General features: G+C 51.7%; 18 protein-coding genes. 12 read left to right on the top strand and 6 right to left on the bottom strand.

Features of this window, described 5'->3' with window-relative positions; all coding sequences use genetic code 11:
* The first annotated feature begins 373 nt into the window (after positions 1–373).
* Complete coding sequence (locus ABIC79_RS14165) at positions 374–2,059, top strand: NAD-dependent malic enzyme (protein WP_014416698.1); 1,686 nt, start codon at positions 374–376, stop codon at positions 2,057–2,059.
* 46 nt (positions 2,060–2,105) lie between these two features.
* Here ABIC79_RS14165 and ABIC79_RS14170 read toward each other — a convergent pair whose 3' ends face one another.
* Positions 2,106–2,879, bottom strand: coding sequence for a DUF3750 domain-containing protein (locus ABIC79_RS14170; RefSeq protein WP_013578282.1), 774 nt, complete (start codon positions 2,877–2,879; stop codon positions 2,106–2,108).
* A 380-nt stretch (positions 2,880–3,259) separates the two neighbouring features.
* Here ABIC79_RS14170 and ABIC79_RS25660 point away from each other — a divergent pair, with 380 nt between their 5' ends.
* The 8 genes from ABIC79_RS25660 (at position 3,260) to mtr (ending at position 13,237) form a co-directional block, all read left to right on the top strand.
* Complete coding sequence (locus tag ABIC79_RS25660; RefSeq protein ID WP_489389458.1) at positions 3,260–3,352, top strand: YoaK family small membrane protein; 93 nt, start codon at positions 3,260–3,262, stop codon at positions 3,350–3,352.
* Between the two features lie 1,081 nt (positions 3,353–4,433).
* Complete coding sequence (locus ABIC79_RS14175; RefSeq protein WP_013578279.1) at positions 4,434–5,111, top strand: SDR family oxidoreductase; 678 nt, start codon at positions 4,434–4,436, stop codon at positions 5,109–5,111.
* Between the two features lie 88 nt (positions 5,112–5,199).
* Positions 5,200–5,802: a TetR/AcrR family transcriptional regulator gene (locus tag ABIC79_RS14180; RefSeq protein WP_223509562.1), complete on the top strand. Its 603-nt coding sequence runs from the start codon at positions 5,200–5,202 to the stop codon at positions 5,800–5,802.
* A 60-nt stretch (positions 5,803–5,862) separates the two neighbouring features.
* The gene (locus tag ABIC79_RS14185) at positions 5,863–6,786 is read left to right on the top strand and encodes an alpha/beta fold hydrolase (RefSeq protein WP_013578277.1); all 924 of its coding nucleotides are present in this window, start codon (positions 5,863–5,865) and stop codon (positions 6,784–6,786) included.
* A gap of 138 nt (positions 6,787–6,924) precedes the next feature.
* Positions 6,925–8,163, top strand: coding sequence for an MFS transporter (locus ABIC79_RS14190; RefSeq protein WP_013578276.1), 1,239 nt, complete (start codon positions 6,925–6,927; stop codon positions 8,161–8,163).
* Between the two features lie 351 nt (positions 8,164–8,514).
* The gene (locus ABIC79_RS14195; RefSeq protein WP_014416697.1) at positions 8,515–10,248 is read left to right on the top strand and encodes an ABC-F family ATP-binding cassette domain-containing protein; all 1,734 of its coding nucleotides are present in this window, start codon (positions 8,515–8,517) and stop codon (positions 10,246–10,248) included.
* A 70-nt stretch (positions 10,249–10,318) separates the two neighbouring features.
* A complete protein-coding gene (locus tag ABIC79_RS14200; RefSeq protein ID WP_014416696.1) occupies positions 10,319–11,053 on the top strand; it encodes a pirin family protein in 735 nt (244 codons plus the stop codon).
* A 939-nt stretch (positions 11,054–11,992) separates the two neighbouring features.
* Entirely contained in the window at positions 11,993–13,237 is a 1,245-nt protein-coding gene (gene mtr / locus ABIC79_RS14205) for a tryptophan permease (protein WP_013578205.1), read from the top strand.
* Between the two features lie 166 nt (positions 13,238–13,403).
* Here mtr and ABIC79_RS14210 read toward each other — a convergent pair whose 3' ends face one another.
* The 5 genes from ABIC79_RS14210 to ABIC79_RS14230 form a co-directional block, all read right to left on the bottom strand.
* A complete protein-coding gene (locus tag ABIC79_RS14210; RefSeq protein WP_013578204.1) occupies positions 13,404–13,583 on the bottom strand; it encodes a hypothetical protein in 180 nt (59 codons plus the stop codon).
* A gap of 139 nt (positions 13,584–13,722) precedes the next feature.
* Positions 13,723–14,577 (bottom strand): metal ABC transporter permease, encoded by an 855-nt coding sequence (locus ABIC79_RS14215; protein WP_013578203.1) that lies wholly within the window; start codon positions 14,575–14,577, stop codon positions 13,723–13,725.
* Positions 14,574–15,428, bottom strand: coding sequence for a metal ABC transporter permease (locus ABIC79_RS14220; RefSeq protein WP_013578202.1), 855 nt, complete (start codon positions 15,426–15,428; stop codon positions 14,574–14,576). The genes ABIC79_RS14215 and ABIC79_RS14220 overlap by 4 nt, the downstream gene beginning before the upstream one ends.
* Entirely contained in the window at positions 15,425–16,204 is a 780-nt protein-coding gene (locus ABIC79_RS14225; RefSeq protein ID WP_037032910.1) for an ATP-binding cassette domain-containing protein, read from the bottom strand. The genes ABIC79_RS14220 and ABIC79_RS14225 overlap by 4 nt, the downstream gene beginning before the upstream one ends.
* A complete protein-coding gene (locus tag ABIC79_RS14230; RefSeq protein WP_112151390.1) occupies positions 16,201–17,142 on the bottom strand; it encodes a metal ABC transporter substrate-binding protein in 942 nt (313 codons plus the stop codon). The genes ABIC79_RS14225 and ABIC79_RS14230 overlap by 4 nt, the downstream gene beginning before the upstream one ends.
* Before the next feature lie 187 nt (positions 17,143–17,329).
* On the opposite strand from ABIC79_RS14230, the gene mntR reads away from it, so the two are divergent.
* The 3 genes from mntR to ABIC79_RS14245 all read left to right on the top strand — a co-directional run bounded on the left by mntR (position 17,330) and on the right by ABIC79_RS14245 (position 18,934).
* Positions 17,330–17,773 carry a manganese-binding transcriptional regulator MntR gene (gene mntR, locus ABIC79_RS14235; protein ID WP_013578199.1) on the top strand — a complete coding sequence of 148 codons (444 nt, stop codon included), beginning with the start codon at positions 17,330–17,332 and terminating at the stop codon, positions 17,771–17,773.
* 259 nt (positions 17,774–18,032) lie between these two features.
* The gene (locus ABIC79_RS14240) at positions 18,033–18,380 is read left to right on the top strand and encodes a hypothetical protein (RefSeq protein WP_013578198.1); all 348 of its coding nucleotides are present in this window, start codon (positions 18,033–18,035) and stop codon (positions 18,378–18,380) included.
* Positions 18,381–18,394: 14 nt separating this feature from the next.
* Complete coding sequence (locus tag ABIC79_RS14245) at positions 18,395–18,934, top strand: glycine zipper family protein (protein WP_119262297.1); 540 nt, start codon at positions 18,395–18,397, stop codon at positions 18,932–18,934.
* Positions 18,935–19,009 lie beyond the last annotated feature (75 nt).

Below are 19,009 nucleotides of genomic sequence, written 5' to 3' on the forward strand. Positions count from 1 at the left end.
AACAATAATTACTTAATAACAAATCACATCAAATACAATGAGTTATAATTAAACCATTAATTTCACTTAAATATCATATAATGTATTTACTCAACTTGAACCATCCGGAAACATTCAAAAACATTATGCAGAACTCATCACTAAAAAAGTATTAAAACGTTTTTGTAATTTAAGTAACCGGAATCAGTGCCTGTGTCGTGTTATAAAAAACAAATAATAAATAATCATCTTATTCAGGCTGCTATGGCCATTGGTTTTATTTTGGTAGTTCATACACTAATTCGACCGGTTATAGGATTTTACTGTGAGGGATCCGGCAACGGGAAATAACGTACCGGAAATTAACTGAGTTCAAATGTTCTAAGGCTTAATGATGTTAAAAAAACGCCCGCTCTACACCCACTACACAGGTTCATTATTACTCGAAAACCCGCTGCTCAATAAAGGCTCGGCCTTCAGCCGCGATGAACGTCTGGCGCTCAATCTTAACGGACTGCTGCCCAATCAGGTTGAAACTATCAACGAACAGACTGACCGCGCTTATTCTCAATTCTCTGATTTCAAACGTGATATCTCCAAGCATGTCTACCTGCGCAATATTCAGGACACCAACGAAACCCTTTTCTACAACCTGGTGAATTCACATCTGGAAGAAATGCTGCCGATTATCTACACCCCGACGGTCGGCGAGGCCTGTGAACACTTCTCCGATATATACCGCCGTGCCCGTGGCCTGTTCATCTCTTATCCTGATCGCGAGCATATCGATGAAATGCTGCAAAACTTCTCCAAAAATGACATCCGGGTGATCGTTGTCACCGACGGCGAACGCATTCTGGGACTCGGTGATCAGGGGATTGGCGGCATGGGCATTCCTATCGGCAAGCTTTCGCTTTATACCGCCTGCGGTGGGATCAACCCGGCCAACACGCTGCCGATCATGCTTGATGTCGGAACGAATAACGCCCAGCGCCTCGACGATCCGCTGTACATGGGCTGGCGCCACCCGCGCATTACCGACGGCGAATACAATGAATTCATGGATATGTTCATTCAGGCGGTAAAAACCCGCTGGCCGGATGTCCTGCTTCAGTTCGAAGACTTCGCGCAAACCAATGCTATGCCACTTCTGGAGCGCTACCGCGAGGAGTTGTGCTGTTTCAATGATGATATTCAGGGCACCGCGGCGGTCACGCTGGGCTGTCTGATTGCCGCCAGTCATGCCGCAGGCACCCGGCTACGCGACCAGCGGGTCACCTTCCTCGGCGCAGGTTCTGCCGGTTGCGGTATCGCGGAGAAAATCATCGCGCAAATGGTGGCAGAAGGTGCTTCCGAAGACGAAGCGCGCAGTCAGGTCTTTATGGTGGATCGGTTTGGCCTGCTGACAGATGACATGCCGAATTTGCTCGATTTCCAGCGTAAACTGGTGACAAGTAAAAACAAAATCAGCCACTGGAATGTGGACAACCAGAATATCTCGTTGCAGGACGTGGTGCATCATTCCAAACCAACCATTCTGATTGGCGTTTCCGGGCAACCGGGGCTGTTTACCGAAGAGATCATCCGTGAGATGCATCACAACTGCCATCATCCGATCATCATGCCGCTCTCTAACCCGACTTCCCGCGCAGAAGCCCGTCCTCAGGACGTGATCGCCTGGACCGAAGGTGCCGCGCTGATGGCGACAGGCAGCCCGTTCGCACCGGTACATTATCAGGATCACACGTACCCGATCCCGCAATGTAACAACGCGTATATTTTCCCCGGGCTGGGGTTAGGCATTCTGGCGTCGGGAGCGCGCCGCGTGACCGATAGCATGTTGCTGGCTGCCAGTCAGGCGCTGGCCAGCCTTTCTCCGCTGGCGACCACCGGAAAAGGGTCATTATTACCGGCTATTGCCGATATTCAGCATGTGTCTAAAATCATTGCCGCCGAAGTGGCGCGCGTCGCGCAACGGGAAGGCGTGGCACCGGAAGTTTCAGAAGATGAGTTACAGAGTCGTCTCACCAGCGAATTCTGGAAACCGGAATACCGGTCTTATAAACATTCGTCGTTCTGATGTGTATGGCCGGTACCTCGTACCGGCCTGTTGCGCACTGACATCGTTAAAGCTCCGCTTTCCCCGGATTATCAAAGCCTACCCGCCCGACAAACGGCAAACGCAACGCCGGATTCTTCACATCAATGCCCAGGTTCAGCCCCAGCACATTGACTTCAATGCCCTCTTCCACGCCCAGCGTCACACCCAGCAGTCCCAGCAAAGAAACCTGCACGCCGCGCCCGGATGGCGGTAAACCGATCGGATTGGTAATGCCGCGGTAATCTTTGCCGATCGCATTGGAAGGAAGATCAAGCTGCAGATCCGGCACTTCACGGCCGATGTGGGCGATAAACGTATTGCTGTTTGGCCCCGGCCACGCGTGATAGGTATGCGGATACGGGTAACTTTTGATCGCTGCTTCTATTTTGGGGATCATAATCTGCGCCTGCGCGCCGCGGTGATCAACCAGTATACGGGGCTGCGAGCCAAACCAATAGCCATCTGGAATAGCATAATCGCGGCGTACTACGTTGGTGCTGCCCCAGCTGATCACGTCATAACGGGTGAACTCTGTTTCCCCTTCACGTTTGTAAATTATCCACGGATGCACCGCCACCAGCCCGCGCCAGCCATAAGTCGGTGCAGCATAAATCTGGATAATAGCGATACTTTTCAGTCTGGCAGGATCCGGCGCAATACCGGCTGAAGTCCGTCGTGCCGTTGACCAGCTCTGGCCTGCAGGTTCTGTCCGTGTTTGTGTCGCTTTCGCGTAGCTGTATCCGAAAGACAGCAGTAAAACCAGAACAAACCCGAGACTTACCCATTTTATGGCGATCATGCTTTATTCACCTTTGCCGGTCCGTTCAAAAGAACAACGGTACTCATTCACCGAGAGGCTGGCAACGTGAAAGTCTGTTGTAAATCACAAAATTTGCTGCAAATAGCCGATTGGGATTGGGGGAATGCCAGGGGATAGAAACGTGAATCATGCGATGTTGCAAAATATATGGAAAAATGCGGATGACTGATGTCAGCCTGATCTGTAAAGTGCAATGCCACTCCTGGCACCCAACTATCATTATCTTTTTTCCCGGGTACAGGATGGTATGGCACTCTTCCTTATGGGCGATTTCAATCAGCCTCGAGGTTGAGTTTATTAAGGTATGAAGCGCGCCCATGTCGGGAAATTTGACTAATTAGAGTAACGATAAGATGAAAATGAAATTCATACCGCCAATCATTGTACTGGCAGGTGCTGTCGGTTTTATGGTGTGGTTCTTTGTTAGCGGAGCTGCAATGCCTGGCGGCTGAAAGAACATCAATAAATGTGAGGCGTTTTTTGCAGACAGGTCTCTATTACTTCAGATGCACCTGCAATTAAGTTAAGAAGGGCTGTATCTCGTTTGAGAATTTGAAAAAGCACCGTCACCAGGCGGTTATTTTATGTTTAACGTTACCAGCCCTGAAGCCGTCGTATCGCGAGCTGTAAAGCAACGTTGGGTCTGCCATTTGTGTCTATAGCCTCGTCCTGCGCGCGCTTAAGGCATAAGACTATGCGTCCCGCGCTAAAGTCTTCACCCGCCTGAGCAAACATTAAGCAGCATTCGCCTACCATCCTGCACCCTTCTCCAAAAGCCGAATTTTTACCTTGCATAGTTACTCCAGTAAACAGTAAACCTGAACATCAGATTTAACATAATAACTGAAATAATTGGATAAAGTTTGCGCAGGACATGAATTTCATCCCATTCTCATCTGAATTGCTCAAAACGGCAGTGAATTTTCTTTAATTACTAAACCCATTTCATTAAGCCAAATTCCCGGAAGAGACTAGTATGTTTTCGGGAGCATCGCTCTCGTTCCAAAACTAAATATTTAGTGATGATTCACTGGCCTTCGTTCGCGAGGGCTTTTTTGCGTCCCGATACTGACCTCATGCAGCGAACACAGCTATTTATGGGCTGTTATCCTTTTGATTGGATAATTATTACTCCGCTATGCTTATTTGGTTCTACCCGATCAAATTTCAAAACTGATGTTTATTGCCCGCCTGTCGCGGGCATCTTTTTATGATGCACAGTGTGTCATCAAACACCTGGTTGCCAGCATCGTTAACAATGAACGTTACCACGCCTTCAACCACAATCGCGCCATAGTCACTGGGCTCACAGGTGATTGAAGCCGCCTTTCAGCAGTCCATAAAGTCCCCGTCCATCATCAGGCGCTCCGACGGCGCGTCCCGGTTATCTATCAGTCCGGCGGCCAAAATCAGACTCCAGCCCATTGTTGCAGCCGCCTTGCTGACTCATACTGCCCGTAACACTGAAGAGATTTCGCGCATTAAATGAAAACAACAAATTGACGTTAACGCTTTGATTATAAAAGGATGAATATGACTGACTCTAAGAAAGCATTGATCATCGGCGCATCACGCGGTATCGGTTTGGGTGTGGTGGATGTACTCGCAAAACGCGGCTGGCAGGTCACCGCCACAACACGTGATGCCGTTCCGGCCAAAACACCGGCGGCTGTTGAATGGGTAAAACTGGACATCAATAAATCCGAAGCGCGGGAAGCGGTGAAAGACGCGCTGTCCGAAAGCCATTTTGATCTGATTTTTGTGAATGCAGGCGTATTTGGTCCGGATCATCAGGATATTGATCAGGCCAGCGACGAAGAAATTATTCAGCTATTTTTGACTAACGCCATTTCCCCTGTGCGTTGCGCCAGTGAATTACTGCCTTTCCTGAACCACCGTACCGGTGTGCTGGCGCTGATGACCTCTGAGCTGTCGAGTCTCAATGAGAATGACGTGGCAACTTATCCGCTTTATTCCGCCAGTAAAGCTGCGCTGAATATGCTGACCCGCGGGTTGCAGGCACAGATTGAAAAACAAGAACTGACGCTGCTTTCCGTGCATCCGGGCTGGGTACAGACCGATATGGGCGGTGAAAATGCCACGCTGACCGTGGCCGAAAGCGCCACCGGCATTGTTGATCAGTTCGAAGCCTGGCGCGGCAAAGGTGGCCATCACTTTGTTGAATATTCAGGCCGTGAACTGCGCTGGTAAATATGAAGTGAGCTGACAAAGGGCTTGATCAGTTTTTGTGTTAATGCCACCATTAGGAAATAAACATTTCCTAATGGTGGCATTTTTTATGGCATTCCCTTCACCGAAGGATCGCGGTCGTCCGCGTGAATTCGATACTGAACTTGCACTGGATAACGCCATGACGGTATTTCGCGAAAAAGGCTTTCATGCGGCGTCCATCAGCGATCTGAGTCAGGCCATGAACCTTACTGCAGGCAGTATTTACAAAGCCTTCAGCGATAAAAGGACCCTGTTTCTCAACGTATTTGAACGTTACACCTCACGGCGAAATACCCAGTTACGCCAGCAAATTGAACGCATCTCCACCGGCCGCGAACGCATTGCCGAAGTGCTGCGTTTTTATCTGCGTTCTTCTCATGAAATTGAAGGCCGCCGCGGGTGTCTGGTCGTCGGCAGCACCGTCGAATTACTCACGCTGGATGAGGAACTCGCCGCACTGGTGCGTCAGGCTATTATGCGCAATAAATTGTTCCTGACCTCCCTCATTGAACAGGGCCAGCAAGACGGTTCTGTCACCCCGGATATTGATGCGCAGGCCGCGTCATCCCTGATGTTATGGATTGTTTTGGGCATGCGTGTCGCCGGTAAAGTCGAAAACAATCACGCCAGCGAAACCACGCTGGAACTGGCGCTTAAAATTCTCGATTAAAAATTTTTTCTCATTTAGGAAATGATTATTTCCTAAATATGACTATAACGGAGATTGGCTATGAACGAGATGACCCCTTCTGTTGTTGTTACTGCCGAACCCTTTGCAGTGGCTGACCCCACCCTTTGCGGTTTTACCCATCGCTACGCCACGGTCGAAGGCGTGAGGATGCATTACGTCAGCGGCGGTAATCCGCAAGGCAAAGTCTTGCTGTTGCTGGCGGGTTTTCCGCAAACCTGGTACGCATGGCGTAATGTGATGAACGCGCTGGCACAGGATTTCTGGCTGGTGGCACCAGACCTGCCCGGTCAGGGTGATTCGGACCGCCCGCAGACCGGTTACGACACACAAAGTCTGGCGCAGAAAATCCACGGGTTAATGCAGCTTCTCGGGCATAAGCGTTACTCGCTGGCAGCGCATGACGTCGGCGCGTGGGTCGCTTATCCCTGCGCGGCGATGTATGGCGAGGAAGTACAACACCTGGCGCTGCTGGATGCGGGGATCCCCGGAATCACCTTGCCGGACGTGCTGCCGGTCACACCGGACAAATCGTGGAAAACCTGGCATTTTGCCTTCCACACATTGCCTGATTTGCCTGAAGCGCTGATCGCCGGTAACGAACGTGTCTATCTCGACTGGTTTTTGCGCCGGAAAACCGCTGCGCCGGATGCCTTCACAGATGACGATATCAGCGAGTATCTGCGGGTGTTCCTCAAAAGCGGCGGCCTGCGCGCCGGGCTGGCGTATTATCGTTCGGTTACTGAATCTGCGGAACAGAACCGCACACTTAATCGTGCCGGAAAATTAAAAATGCCGGTACTGGCGGTCAGCGCCGATCAGGGTTCGATCCCGGACATGGCCGTTCCCCTGCGCGCTTTCGCTGAAAATGTCACCGGCATCATCATCCCTCACAGCGGCCATTTCATTCCGGAGGAACAACCGGAAGTCTTAGCCCGTCACCTGCATAGTTTCTTCACAATGTGAGATGAAGATTTGCTGAACTTTTTATGATAAACATAGAACTCGGATTGTTTGTTAATAATTTGTACACACAATAATTGCCGGGCTAACGAGTTTTCAAAAACCACAGACACGGCATCTTTCATTTTTCAGGGATTTGTCATGTCTGCTGCTTCCGGTAATTCAGACTCACTGTTACGGCACCGCTCGTTTGTCGCTTTCTGGATCGCCCGTGCAGCGTCCAGCTTTGGTTTCCAGATGCTTTCCATCGTGGTGAGCTGGCAGATTTATTCGATCACCGGCCGGGCGTTTGATCTCGGGCTGATCGGGTTGGTGCAGTTTTTACCTTCCGTCGCGCTTGCGCTGGTGGCAGGCCACGTTGCCGATCAGTTTGACCGCCGCCGCGTGGTGCTGCTCGGGCAAATCGCCGAATGGGTGGCGATTGGCTCGCTGGCTTATCTGACGCTGACACATCACGTCAATGAAGTGGTCGTGCTCGGACTGATTTTCGTGATTTCGACTGCCAAAGCGATGGAAGCCCCTTCATTACAGTCGATGTTGCCCGCGCTGGTGCCACCGAATTTGCTGGCCCGCGCAATGGCCGCCACCAGCGTTTCCGGACAGGCCGCGTCGATGGTTGGCCCGGCGCTGGGTGGCTTTCTGTATGTCGCGGGCGCGGGTGTGGCATACGCCGTGTGCGCCTGTCTGTATCTGTTATCTATCGTAATGGTCAGCCGTTTACGCTATGAACAGGCACAGCCGCATCGTGTACCGGCAACCTTCAAAACGCTGTTCGCAGGCATTGGTTTTATCCGCGCCCGCCCGGACGTGCTGGGCGTGATTTCGCTCGACTTGTTCGCGGTTTTACTCGGTGGCGCAACCGCCCTGTTACCCATTTTCGCTCACGACATTCTGCATACCGGTCCGTGGGGATTAGGCTTGCTACGTGGCGCACCGGCGGTCGGCGGTCTGATCGTCGGGTTCTGGCTGAGCCACCGCGCACTCAACCGTAATGTCGGAAAAATCATGTTCGCCGCCGTCGCCGGTTTCGGTGCCGCCACACTGGTTTTCGCGTTTTCCACTTCGCTCTGGTTATCGATGCTGGCGCTGTTTGCTCTCGGCGGTTTCGATATGATCAGCATGGTGATCCGCGGTGCGCTGGTACAGCTTGATACACCGGATGACATGCGCGGTCGTGTCAGCGCCGTGAACTCCATCTTCATAAACACCTCGAATCAGCTCGGTGAATTTGAATCCGGTCTGCTGGCCGCCTGGGTTGGCGCAGTTCCCGCCGCAGCCATCGGCGGTGTCGGCACGCTGATCGTGGTCGGATTGTGGATGACCTGGTTCCCCGGCCTGCGAAAAAGGCAGAAGCTGGAAAATGAAGTCGTTGAAGCTTAATCGCATCACGACACGCAAATCAGCGCCGTCCCTCTCATGAGTGGACGGCTGGGATGGCGTTATGCGTTTTAACGAGTTGCTCTGACTGGAATAATTCAATAATCCCCAATATAATCAGCTCATTCATTCACCAACGTTATATAAGGAGGATTGCCATGCTGACCCGTGAAGTTTTTTTAATTTCACTCGTCCTTAGCGATCGTCACTGCTCAGGCATTTCCGGCACCGTGCCGCGATAACCTGCTTGAGCGAAGCTAACTGACAACCTGAGAACTTCCCTCCGGCTTACCGGTTATCGTCGGCTTTTCTGACGACAGGCATCTTTGTGCCTGAAAACCTGAGTAAGCATTCATGACGACTTTATTATCCGCACAATCTTTATCTTTCGATAACGCCTTCGGCCCGTTACTGGCTGAGATTTCCTTCGGCCTGAAAAAAGGCGACCGCATTGGTCTCATCGGCCATAACGGCTGCGGCAAAAGCACCTTGCTGAAAATCCTCAGCGGTGAACTGGCGGCCTCCTCCGGCACCGTGACACTGGCGAATCAATGCCTGATGGCGCGCGTTGAACAGCATCTTCCCGCAGAACTCAATGATTGTACCCTGCTGGAATCGGTGCTCGGTCATCTGCCCGGCAGCCTTCATCAGCCCGAACCCTGGCAGGCGCAGGTGCTGCTTTCGGACCTGGGTTTTGATGAAAATGCCTGGGAACTGACGGCGGGTACGCTCAGTGGCGGCCAGCATACCCGTCTGCTGCTGGCGCGGGCGCTGATCCACCAGCCGGATTTACTGCTGCTCGATGAGCCAAGCAATCATCTGGATCTGCCGACATTACTGTGGCTGGAGCAGTTTCTGAAAAACTGGGCGGGCAGCTTTGTGCTGGTTTCCCATGACCGCAGTCTGCTGGACAGCGTAACCAACTCAACCTGGATCCTGCGCGATAAAACGCTGCAATTTATCCGCCTGCCTTGTACCCAGGCACGTCAGGCGCTGGAAGAAAAAGACATTGCCGACGCACTGCGTCGTAAAGCGGAGCAAAAGGAAATTGACCGCGTGACACTGAGCGCCAAACGGCTGGCCGTCTGGGGCAGCGTTTACGACAATGAGGGACTGGCGCGCAAGGCCAAGCAAATGGAAAAACACGTGGTGCGCATGAAGGAAGATCAAACTGACGTCACCGCAGGCAATCAGTGGAAACTTCGCCTGAACGGCGAAGCGCTGGCGGCGGATCGCGTGCTGGCGCTGGCTGATTTACAGGTGCGACCGGCGCCTGATGCCCCGGTGCTGTTCACCCTTGATGAAATGCGGGTGAAGAGCGGCGATCGTATCGCGCTGGTCGGGCGTAACGGTTGCGGTAAATCATCCCTTCTGCACAGTTTGTGGCAGGCGTTTATCTGCCCGGAAACGACGGTCAAAGGCGTGATTTTCCACCCGCGCGTGCGAATGGGTTATTACGATCAGAACCAACATCAATTGCAGGATAACGATTCGCTTTCTGATGCCCTGGCGCATTTCGCGCCGCTGACCGAAGAACAGCGAAAAATGGCGCTGATTGGCGCGGGATTTCCGTATATCCGTCATCAGCAAAAAGTGAGCACGCTCAGCGGTGGCGAACGTTCACGGCTGCTGTTTATCGGCCTGACGCTGGCGAACTATTCCCTTTTGTTACTTGATGAGCCGACCAACCATCTGGATCTGGAAGGTAAAGAGGAGCTGGCGGAAACGCTGAAAACCTTCAGCGGCGCAGTGCTGATGGTTTCCCATGACAGGACGCTGATCGAGCAAAGCTGCAACCGTTTCTGGCTGATAGACCAGCAGCGTCTGGAAGAATGGCATTCCCCCACGCCGGTGTATGCGATTCTGGCAGGCGCGGTTCCTCCTGCCGACGCGCCGGTGTCGGACGTGAGGCTGGAAAGCGTGGTGATTCAGGAAACTGAAGAGGAACGCTTGCTGGCGACACTGATGGCGCTGGAAAACAAGCTGGAAGACGACCTGGCGCGCAAACCAAAGCATCAGAAACCGGAACTGCAACGCCAGTGGCAACAAAAGATTGATGAACTGAATGCGTTGCTGGATCTGCTTTAAAGACATATGTTAAGAAACAGTATATTGATTTTTACTTACACAACGCATTGCTGTTCCTGCCGGAGAAATTATGTTTAACGTTTTACGTGCTGAGCCTAAAACCACCTTCGAATACGGCCCGTTCCGTATCCGCCGCATGCGCCCCGGGAAAATTCTGCCCGAAAATAGCGATGATGCATTCGGACCGCTCAGTGTTATCGATCATGCCAACCTGGAACTGGGTACGCTGGTGAAAATGCATGAGCATAACAACGATGAAATCTTCAGCTATATGTGGCGCGGTTCGATGGTGCACGAAGATTCTGCCGGTCATCGGATATCGCTCTCACCGAAAAAGCTGATGATGATGAATGCCGGAGAAAGCTTCTGGCATGAAGAATCCACGCCGCTGGTGCCCGCCGAAATGTTGCAGATTTTCATTCGTCCGCGCAAAGCAAACCTCGAGAGTCGTGTGCAGTTCATGGAACGTCCGGACGGCGTAAAGCAAAACGAATGGACGCTGCTGGCCGCGCCGGAAGGGATTGAATCCCCATTGGAAATTCGTCAGGCAGTATATGTTTATGACATCCGCATGGATGAAAATACCACCACGGAAATTCCGGCACATCCGGGATTTGCACAGTGGTTGTATGTCATGGATGGCGAAATCAGCATTGCGGACGTCAGCCTGTCAAAAGGTGATGCGATCAGTGATGAGGAAAGTGCATTGCCTGCCGCCTCGGCAAAAAAAGAAACCACCCTGGTGTGTTTCCTCGTTTGTCTGGGTGCGGAAGCCATTCTGGAAGGGGCGATTAGCGGAAAGTAATTAAAATCTGGCAGTTAAAATATAAAAGCCCCAGTTGTTAAACCGGGGCTTTTAAGGTACTACCAAATTAATATTTAACATTCATCAACTTAATTACATATTACAACTTCTAAAGATGCACATATTTTCACAGGATATATTTTGAAGCCAGGTAACGCTATCCTCCTATAATTTTGTGGAATAACATCGGTATCCTGTTAATTTCACTTATACCGGTTTTCAGTCGGGATAAATGAGTACATCACCCTCGCGATATATACTCTTTGATGCGTGACCTTACTCTCGTCGCGATATTCTCGATTTCAGACTTAACGTACCCAAATCGCGAACATTACTCTGACTAACAAGGCGTTACATCATCGCGTTTCCACATCATGCGATTTTACAGCTTTACTGCATGGCCTTAAAGCATCATCTCACGGATTTTAAATGACAATCCGGTGTTGAATCACCCAAACTAAAATACTTCGTGGCCTTTATCGCATCTCATTACTTGCAAGTTTATCAACCTGCTAAATGCACCGCGAAATAAAATTTTCATCCCATTTCTCTCTGGTGCTGAGTTCTAATCTACTCGTTATAAATCGTGTGTCAACCCTGTATTTACGAACAGGTTTTTTAATCTATGCCATATTAGAAAACATAATGAAATCTGTGACCTATACCAAAGATATTGATAAGGCAAGTAACCAAAAAGTCGAATAAAAATAATCCTGCGTGCACATCTCCTGCCTCCCCGCCCCGCTGAACGTGATAACAACTACTTTTGTACCAGCAAGCTAGTTCAACAGTGTACATCAGTGCTTAAATCCACTATATTGCTGCGCTCATGGCCCTGACCGCAGCATAAACGCGCGATTTTCGGACAATTTTCATATCAAATCTTTTACAGCAATTCACTTAACGAATCGTGATAAAAGCCACGCGAGGATCCGCACTATGGCGACGCTTTCCGTGACCGCTCCGCAGCATTCTGTATTGGGTGGCGCAATGATTATCGGTGGAACTATCATCGGTGCAGGGATGTTTTCTTTGCCGGTGGTGATGTCCGGAGCCTGGTTTTTCTGGTCAGTTGCCGCATTGATTTTTACCTGGTTCTGTATGCTGCACTCCGGCCTGATGATCCTCGAAGCGAATCTTAACTATCCTGTAGGGTCGAGTTTTAATACCGTCACCGGCGATTTGCTGGGGAAAAACTGGAACCGGCTGAATGGCATGACCATCGCGTTCGTGCTGTATATCCTGACTTATGCTTATATTTCTGCCAGCGGTTCGGTTATTCAACATACGCTGCGCGAAATGGCAGTGAGCTTTTCTCCCCGCCTCGGCGGCCTGCTGACCGCACTGGCAGTTGCGTTTATTGTCTGGCTCAGCACCCGCGCCGTGAGTCGCATGACCGCAATTGTGCTGGGTGCCAAAATCATCGCCTTCTTCCTGACATTTGGCAGCTTACTGTGGCACATCAAACCGGTAAACTTGCTTAACAGCGTGGAGTTGAACCCGAGTTACACACCGTATGTGCTGGCGACGCTGCCGTTTTGTCTCGCCTCGTTTGGCTATCACGGTAACGTACCGAGCCTGATGAAATATTACGGCAAGAACCCGCAGATCATCAAAAGATGCCTGTTGCTGGGTACCCTTATGGCGCTCGGGCTGTATGTCATCTGGATGCTGGGCACGATGGGTAACATTCCACGCACGGCGTTTATTGGCATCGCCGAACGTGGTGGCAATATTGATGTGCTGGTGCAATCGCTGAGTCAGATCCTCAACAGTGCGGGGCTGGATTTGTTGCTGACCATTTTCTCCAACTTCGCCGTGGCCTGTTCATTCCTGGGCGTGACGCTCGGGTTATTCGACTATCTGGCTGACCTTTTCAAATTCGACGACAGCCGTACCGGTCGATTTAAAACCGCACTGATCACTTTTGTGCCGCCAATCATTGGTGGTGTGATCTACCCGGATGGTTTTATTTACGCGATTGGTTTTGCAGGTCTCGCCGCCACGGTCTGGGCGGTGATTGTTCCGGCACTGATGGCACGGGCATCACGCCAGCGCTTCGGCAGCCCGCTCTACCGTGTATGGGGCGGCAATAAAATGATTGTGCTGGTGCTGTTGTTTGGCGTACTGAATGCGGTAGTGCACATTCTGTCGAGCATAAATTTACTGCCGGTATATCGTTAAATGATTTCCACCCGTTTTGTCCGTCGGACAGGGCTGGTGCATCAAAAGACATAGGGTATAGCAAAGACAGAGGTGAGGCAGGAAGGATTTCTGAAGGCAATCACATCACGCAGCCTGCTCTTTGCTTAATACAAACAGGCCGCGATCATAGAGAAGGTCGTTAACGTTACGCTTTATTCACTGAAACAATTTCTTTGATAAAGGTGAAGTTCGAATCGCCGTGATCAGTTTTGATCGTCGGGTAAATTCTTTCGCCTTTCTTCACAAAGCCAGTGACTTCATGGGTTGAGCCGTTCTTGACAGTAAAGCTATCGCCAACACTGATGGAACTTGCAACTTCGCTCATAACAATCCTTAACTCTTACTTCATTGAACTTCAATAAACCCGTGTGTTGCTGATCGATGGTAGGCTTTTATGCGGCAGGTAGCCAGCGGCGTCATCAGAATCGCTCAAAAAGGGAATACGGCGTCCTGACGCGCCGGTACTAAGTATTCGCTGCGGCCTGACGCGGCTTAATCGATTTGCGCAGTAAATTCGCCGTCAGCGCCAGCAGGAAAATGGCCGCCTGCACCAGAACGATTGTCGGCCCGGTCGCAGCATCAATATAGAAGCTGATAAAAGTGCCTGAGATGGCCGCAAAAAGTGACGTTGTCACGGAAACCACCAGCATCTTCGTCAACGTCTTACACAGCAGAAACGCCGTAATGCCCGGCGTAATCAGCATCGCCACCACCAGCACCACACCGACAGCCTGTAACGCTGCGACAATGGTCAGTGCCAGCATACACAACAACGCATAGTGATAAAAACGTACCGGCAGCCCGATGACTTTCGCCTGTACAGGATCAAAACAAAACAGCATCAGGTCTTTAAATTTGAGGATAATCGCCAGCGTCACGACAGCGGCGATAATCAGGGTTTGCAACATTTCACTGTCGGTCACACCCAGCACGTTACCAAACAAAATGTGGCTGAGATGCTGCTCGGTATTCACCCGCGAGAACAGCACCAGACCACCGGCAAACATACCGGAGAAGACGATCCCCATTACCGAATCTTCTTTCACCCGGCAATGTTCTTTGATGAAACCCGTCGCGACCGCGCAAAACAGGCCGGAACCGAACGCGCCAATCACCAGCGGAATTCCTGCCAGATAGGCCAGCACTACGCCCGGAAGGACCGCATGAGAAATGGCGTCCCCCATCAGCGACCAGCCTTTGAGTACCAGAAAACAGGAAAACATTGCGCAGACGATACTGGTGGCCGCAGCGGTCAGCAGAGCACGTTGCATAAAATCGAAGCTCAGCGGCTCCATCAGCACATCAAACCAGGACATCATGCGCGGCTCCGGTTTTTAATGCGGAAATGATTCACCAGCCAGCCATGTTTCGGCGCGAACAAGAACGCCAGCAGGAAGACGGTGGTTTGCAGACAAACAATCACCCCGCCGGTTGCACCATCGAGGAAATAACTCAGCCATGCCCCCGCTGCACTGGTCACTGCACCGATGATCACAGAAATAATGAGCAGGTGTGAAAAACGGTCTGACAGCAGATAGGCCGTTGCGCCGGGTGTGATGACCATTGCGATCACTAAAATTGCGCCGACAGTTTGTAACGCCGCTACGCTGCACGCGCTGAAAATAGTGAAGAAAATCACTTTCAGCCACAGCGGCGAAAGGCCGACCGAAACCGCATGCGCTTCGTCGAAAAATACCGCCAGCAGGTCACGCCAGATAAGACACAGCACCAGCAGCGAAACGCCGACAATAATTTGTACCTGTAAAATATCGGCGTCATCAATCCCTAAAATATTGCCGAACAGAATCGACTGCACGTTAACGGATGTCGGGTTAAGCGATACCAGTAACAGGCCAAGGGCAAAGAACGTGGAGAACACGAAACCGATAATCGCGTCTTCCCGCAGTTTGGTGAAGTGACGCAACAGTGTCATGCAAAGTGCGGCCAGAATACCGGTCCCGAATGCGCCGATCGCGTAGGGAAAGCCCAGCGCGTAAGCGCCTGCGACACCGGGCACTACCGAATGCGACAACGCATCGCCCATCAGTGACCAGCCTTTGAGCATCAGATACGCCGATAAAAAGGCACACACTGCACCGACACCGGCACTCACCCAGATGGCTTTCACCATATAGTTGTACTGAAACGGCTCCAGCAACAGTTCGGTCATACCGCCCGCCTCACCGGTTCTTGTGGCACCAGATAGCCGATATTACGCAGCGCACCGCCAAAGGTATTTTCAAGATTCTGATGGGTAAAGGTGGTTTCCAGCGGACCGGAAGCCATCACCGTGCGGTTAATCAGCACCACGCGATCACAAAAATCGGGCACGCTGGCGATGTTGTGCGTCGACACCAGAATCAGATGTCCTTCCTCGCGCAGTTGTCGCAGCAATTCGATAATGGCGTTTTCAGTTTTGATATCCACGCCGGTAAACGGCTCATCAAGCAACATCACCCGCCCTTGTTGTGCCAGCGCACGCGCCAGGAAAACGCGTTTTTTCTGACCGCCGGAAAGCTCTCCAATCTGGCGGTGGGCCAGCTCCGTCAGCCCAACACGCGCCAGCGCGGAAGCAACTTGTTTTTTATCTTCCTGTGAGGGAATGCGCAGAAACGACATTTTGCCATAGCGCCCCATCATCACCACATCCCGCACCAGCACCGGGAAATTCCAGTCCACCTCTTCCGACTGCGGCACATACGCGATCAGATTTTGTTTCAGTGCTTTGGCGACATTGAGGCCATCAAGTGTCACCCGCCCGTGCGTCGGACGGATAATCCCCATAATGGTTTTAAACAGCGTGGATTTACCGCTGCCGTTCACGCCCAGCAGTGCGCAAATCGAGCCGCCGTGCAGCGTGAACGAGGCATTCTCAATCGCGGTATGCCCGTTGTTGTAGGTCACCGAAATATCATCAACCTTGAGATGCAGCCTGGTGTCACTCATTGTCCGAACCCTTCTGCGATGGTACTCACCGTGACTTTCAGCAAATCAATGTAAGTCGGCACCGGCCCGTCAGCGGCAGACAGTGAATCGACATACAACACGCCGCCATATTTCGCGCCCGTCTCTTTACTGACCTGCTTCGCCGGTTTGTCCGAGATTGTGCTTTCGCTGAATACCACCGGGATATTTTGCTGACGCACCAGATCGATGATTTTTTTCACCTGCTGCGGCGTACCCTGTTCTTCCGCGTTGATCGGCCACAGGTAGGCTTCTTTCAATCCATAATCTTTCGCCAGATAACTGAACGCGCCTTCGCTGGTCACCAGCCAGCGCTGTCCTTCCGGGATTTTCGCCAGACGCTCACGCAACGGCGCATCGAGCAGGCTGATTTTTTCGGCATAATTTTTAGCATTGCGGTCATAAACGGCGGCGTTTTCAGGGTCATATTTCACCAGCGCGGCGCGGATATTTTCGACGTAAACCAGCGCATTTTTCGCGGACATCCAGGCATGAGGGTTTGGATTACCGACATACGGTCCTTCCTGAATAGGCAGAGGCGCGATGCCGTCCGTCACTGTCGCAGAAGGCACATTCCTGATGTTGGCAAAAAAACGACCAAACCAGCGTTCAAGGTTAAAACCGTTCCACAAAATGAGATCCGCCGACTGGGTTTTCACGATGTCGCGCGGCGTCGGCTGGTAATCATGAATTTCTGCGCCGGGTTTGGTGATGGATTCTACCGTCGCCGCATCACCGGCAACGTTCTGCGCGATATCCTGGATCACTGTGAAAGTGGTGACGACTTTAAACTTCTTTTTGTCTTTTTCGGCCGCCTGCGCGTTTCCGGTGATCAGCGCCACGATCATCCCGACCAGCATCAGTCGCAAACGAAACGGCGAATAGCTGAATAATTTTAAAATGCTTTGTCCTTTTTCCATCAAATCTCTCCTGTCACTCTGCGCATTAACCGGCGGTTTATTATTCAGGTATAGCACAGGCTATACTCCATAGCCAAGGCAAAGTTTTCAGAAATTGGTAGATGTGTGTACTTGGTTTACAATGCGTGAGTTGCCGTGGTGTACGCGGCAACGGTAAAAACCGTTGAGCAAGAAAGAGGCAGGCGTAGTGAAAGAAAAAAAAATAAATCCATTACTGGATGTGGAAGAACACGCTCAGGGTTTTTTACAGGTGCGCGAGGCACATCGCCGGGAATTAATGGACGATTACGTTGAGCTGATTTCAGACTTAATCCACGAATTTGGCGAAGCGCGTCAGGTCGATTTGGCCGCGCGGCTGGGGGTTTCTCAGCCTACCGTCGCAAAAACGCTCAAACGACTGGCCAATGCCGGGCTGGTTCATCAGTTACCCTATCGCGGAACCTTCCTTACGCCTGAAGGTGAGCGGCTGGCAGCGGAAAACCGCGAGCGTCATAACGTCGTAGAAGCGTTCTTTATTGCCCTTGGGATCAGCCCCGAAACCGCGCGCCTCGATGCAGAAGGTGTTGAGCATCACGTCAGCGATGAAACGCTTGAAGCGTTCAGACGCTTTACGGCAGAGAAAAAATCCTGATTTAACGCCGCATCTCATCCGCCGCCGGGTTGGTTTTTTAACAGAACCGGGCGGTTTTCCCCGATATTCCCACGCCCTCTCCGATGTTCGTAAAGTAATCTTTTCCCGTGAATTTTTTGCTCACAATTGCTGGCGTTACCTTGTCAGATTCACCCTGATCTCCCGCCAACCTTTTCCCACACTTGGGCGTATCGTTACGCTCAGGAATGGTGGCATTTAAGCCATTCCCTGTATCCGATCATTGCGCGTCGAGGTTGTTATGAAAAGGTTGTTGTTGATGCTGACCGCTGGCGTGCTGATGTCTGCCAGCTTTGCATCGTTTGCCTATGGCTATTACGGGCATGGTTATTATGGTCACGGCTACTATCACGGTGGATACGGTGGACCGCGCATTATCGTCGGCATCCCCTGGGGACCACCACCGCCTCCGGTGTATTACGGGCCGCCGCCGGTGGTCTACGTTACACCAGCACAACCGCAGACATATGTTGAGAAAACTCCTGACTATGCCTATTACTGCCAGAATCCTGCGGGCTACTATCCGCATGTGCAGCGCTGTCCGCGCGGCTGGATGAAGGTGGTTGTAGGTGATTCCGCACCGCGTTAACAGGCGATAATTTCATGAACAGGTTCACTCCGCTGGCGGTTATCGCCCTGACTGCAGCGCTTTCCGGCTGCGTTTCTCCTCCCACCCGGCCCGATGTGATGGTGTTACCCGGCACCGGTAAGGATTATCAGCAATTCCGTATGGATGAAATGGCCTGCCGGAATGACGCCTACAACAGTGTTAACGGCGGCGCACAAACAGCCAACAATAACGCAGTCAATACCGCCGCGGCAGGCACCGTTGTAGGTGCGGCGGCGGGTGCGCTGCTAGGCGCGGCGTCTCATCAGGCCGGAGCGGGCGCGCTGGTTGGCGCAGGCAGTGGTTTGTTGATTGGCAGCGCGATGGGCAGTAACGGCGCAGGTGCCAGCAGCGGTAATTTGCAGAATCAATACGATACCGTCTACACCCAGTGCATGTATGCCAAAGGCAATAAAGTGCCGGTCGATGCCAGCTATGGTTACAGTGCGCAACCTCAGGCACAGTCAGAGGTGCCACCGGACTACTATCCGGCCCCGCCGGGAAACAACGATGTTCCTCCGGATTACGTACCTTAAGTTTTTGCACAATTAAAAAGGCTGCCCGTTCTCTGGCAGCCTTTTGTTTCAGTTCACTTTTCTTCAGTCTTTCGT

This window comes from Rahnella sp. 2050 (genome assembly GCF_040544515.1).
In the GTDB taxonomy this organism is placed as follows: domain Bacteria; phylum Pseudomonadota; class Gammaproteobacteria; order Enterobacterales; family Enterobacteriaceae; genus Rahnella; species Rahnella aceris.

Excerpts from the sequence above, each read along its gene's own strand:
- ABIC79_RS14165 (WP_014416698.1), top strand. The coding sequence starts at position 374 with ATGTTAAAAAAACGCCCGCTCTACACCCACTACACAGGTTCATTATTA.
- ABIC79_RS14170 (WP_013578282.1), bottom strand. The coding sequence starts at position 2,879 with ATGATCGCCATAAAATGGGTAAGTCTCGGGTTTGTTCTGGTTTTACTG.
- ABIC79_RS25660 (WP_489389458.1), top strand. The coding sequence starts at position 3,260 with ATGAAATTCATACCGCCAATCATTGTACTGGCAGGTGCTGTCGGTTTT.
- ABIC79_RS14175 (WP_013578279.1), top strand. The coding sequence starts at position 4,434 with ATGACTGACTCTAAGAAAGCATTGATCATCGGCGCATCACGCGGTATC.
- ABIC79_RS14180 (WP_223509562.1), top strand. The coding sequence starts at position 5,200 with ATGGCATTCCCTTCACCGAAGGATCGCGGTCGTCCGCGTGAATTCGAT.
- ABIC79_RS14185 (WP_013578277.1), top strand. The coding sequence starts at position 5,863 with ATGAACGAGATGACCCCTTCTGTTGTTGTTACTGCCGAACCCTTTGCA.
- ABIC79_RS14190 (WP_013578276.1), top strand. The coding sequence starts at position 6,925 with ATGTCTGCTGCTTCCGGTAATTCAGACTCACTGTTACGGCACCGCTCG.
- ABIC79_RS14195 (WP_014416697.1), top strand. The coding sequence starts at position 8,515 with ATGACGACTTTATTATCCGCACAATCTTTATCTTTCGATAACGCCTTC.
- ABIC79_RS14200 (WP_014416696.1), top strand. The coding sequence starts at position 10,319 with ATGTTTAACGTTTTACGTGCTGAGCCTAAAACCACCTTCGAATACGGC.
- mtr (WP_013578205.1), top strand. The coding sequence starts at position 11,993 with ATGGCGACGCTTTCCGTGACCGCTCCGCAGCATTCTGTATTGGGTGGC.
- ABIC79_RS14210 (WP_013578204.1), bottom strand. The coding sequence starts at position 13,583 with ATGAGCGAAGTTGCAAGTTCCATCAGTGTTGGCGATAGCTTTACTGTC.
- ABIC79_RS14215 (WP_013578203.1), bottom strand. The coding sequence starts at position 14,577 with ATGATGTCCTGGTTTGATGTGCTGATGGAGCCGCTGAGCTTCGATTTT.
- ABIC79_RS14220 (WP_013578202.1), bottom strand. The coding sequence starts at position 15,428 with ATGACCGAACTGTTGCTGGAGCCGTTTCAGTACAACTATATGGTGAAA.
- ABIC79_RS14225 (WP_037032910.1), bottom strand. The coding sequence starts at position 16,204 with ATGAGTGACACCAGGCTGCATCTCAAGGTTGATGATATTTCGGTGACC.
- ABIC79_RS14230 (WP_112151390.1), bottom strand. The coding sequence starts at position 17,142 with ATGGAAAAAGGACAAAGCATTTTAAAATTATTCAGCTATTCGCCGTTT.
- ABIC79_RS14240 (WP_013578198.1), top strand. The coding sequence starts at position 18,033 with ATGAAAAGGTTGTTGTTGATGCTGACCGCTGGCGTGCTGATGTCTGCC.
- ABIC79_RS14245 (WP_119262297.1), top strand. The coding sequence starts at position 18,395 with ATGAACAGGTTCACTCCGCTGGCGGTTATCGCCCTGACTGCAGCGCTT.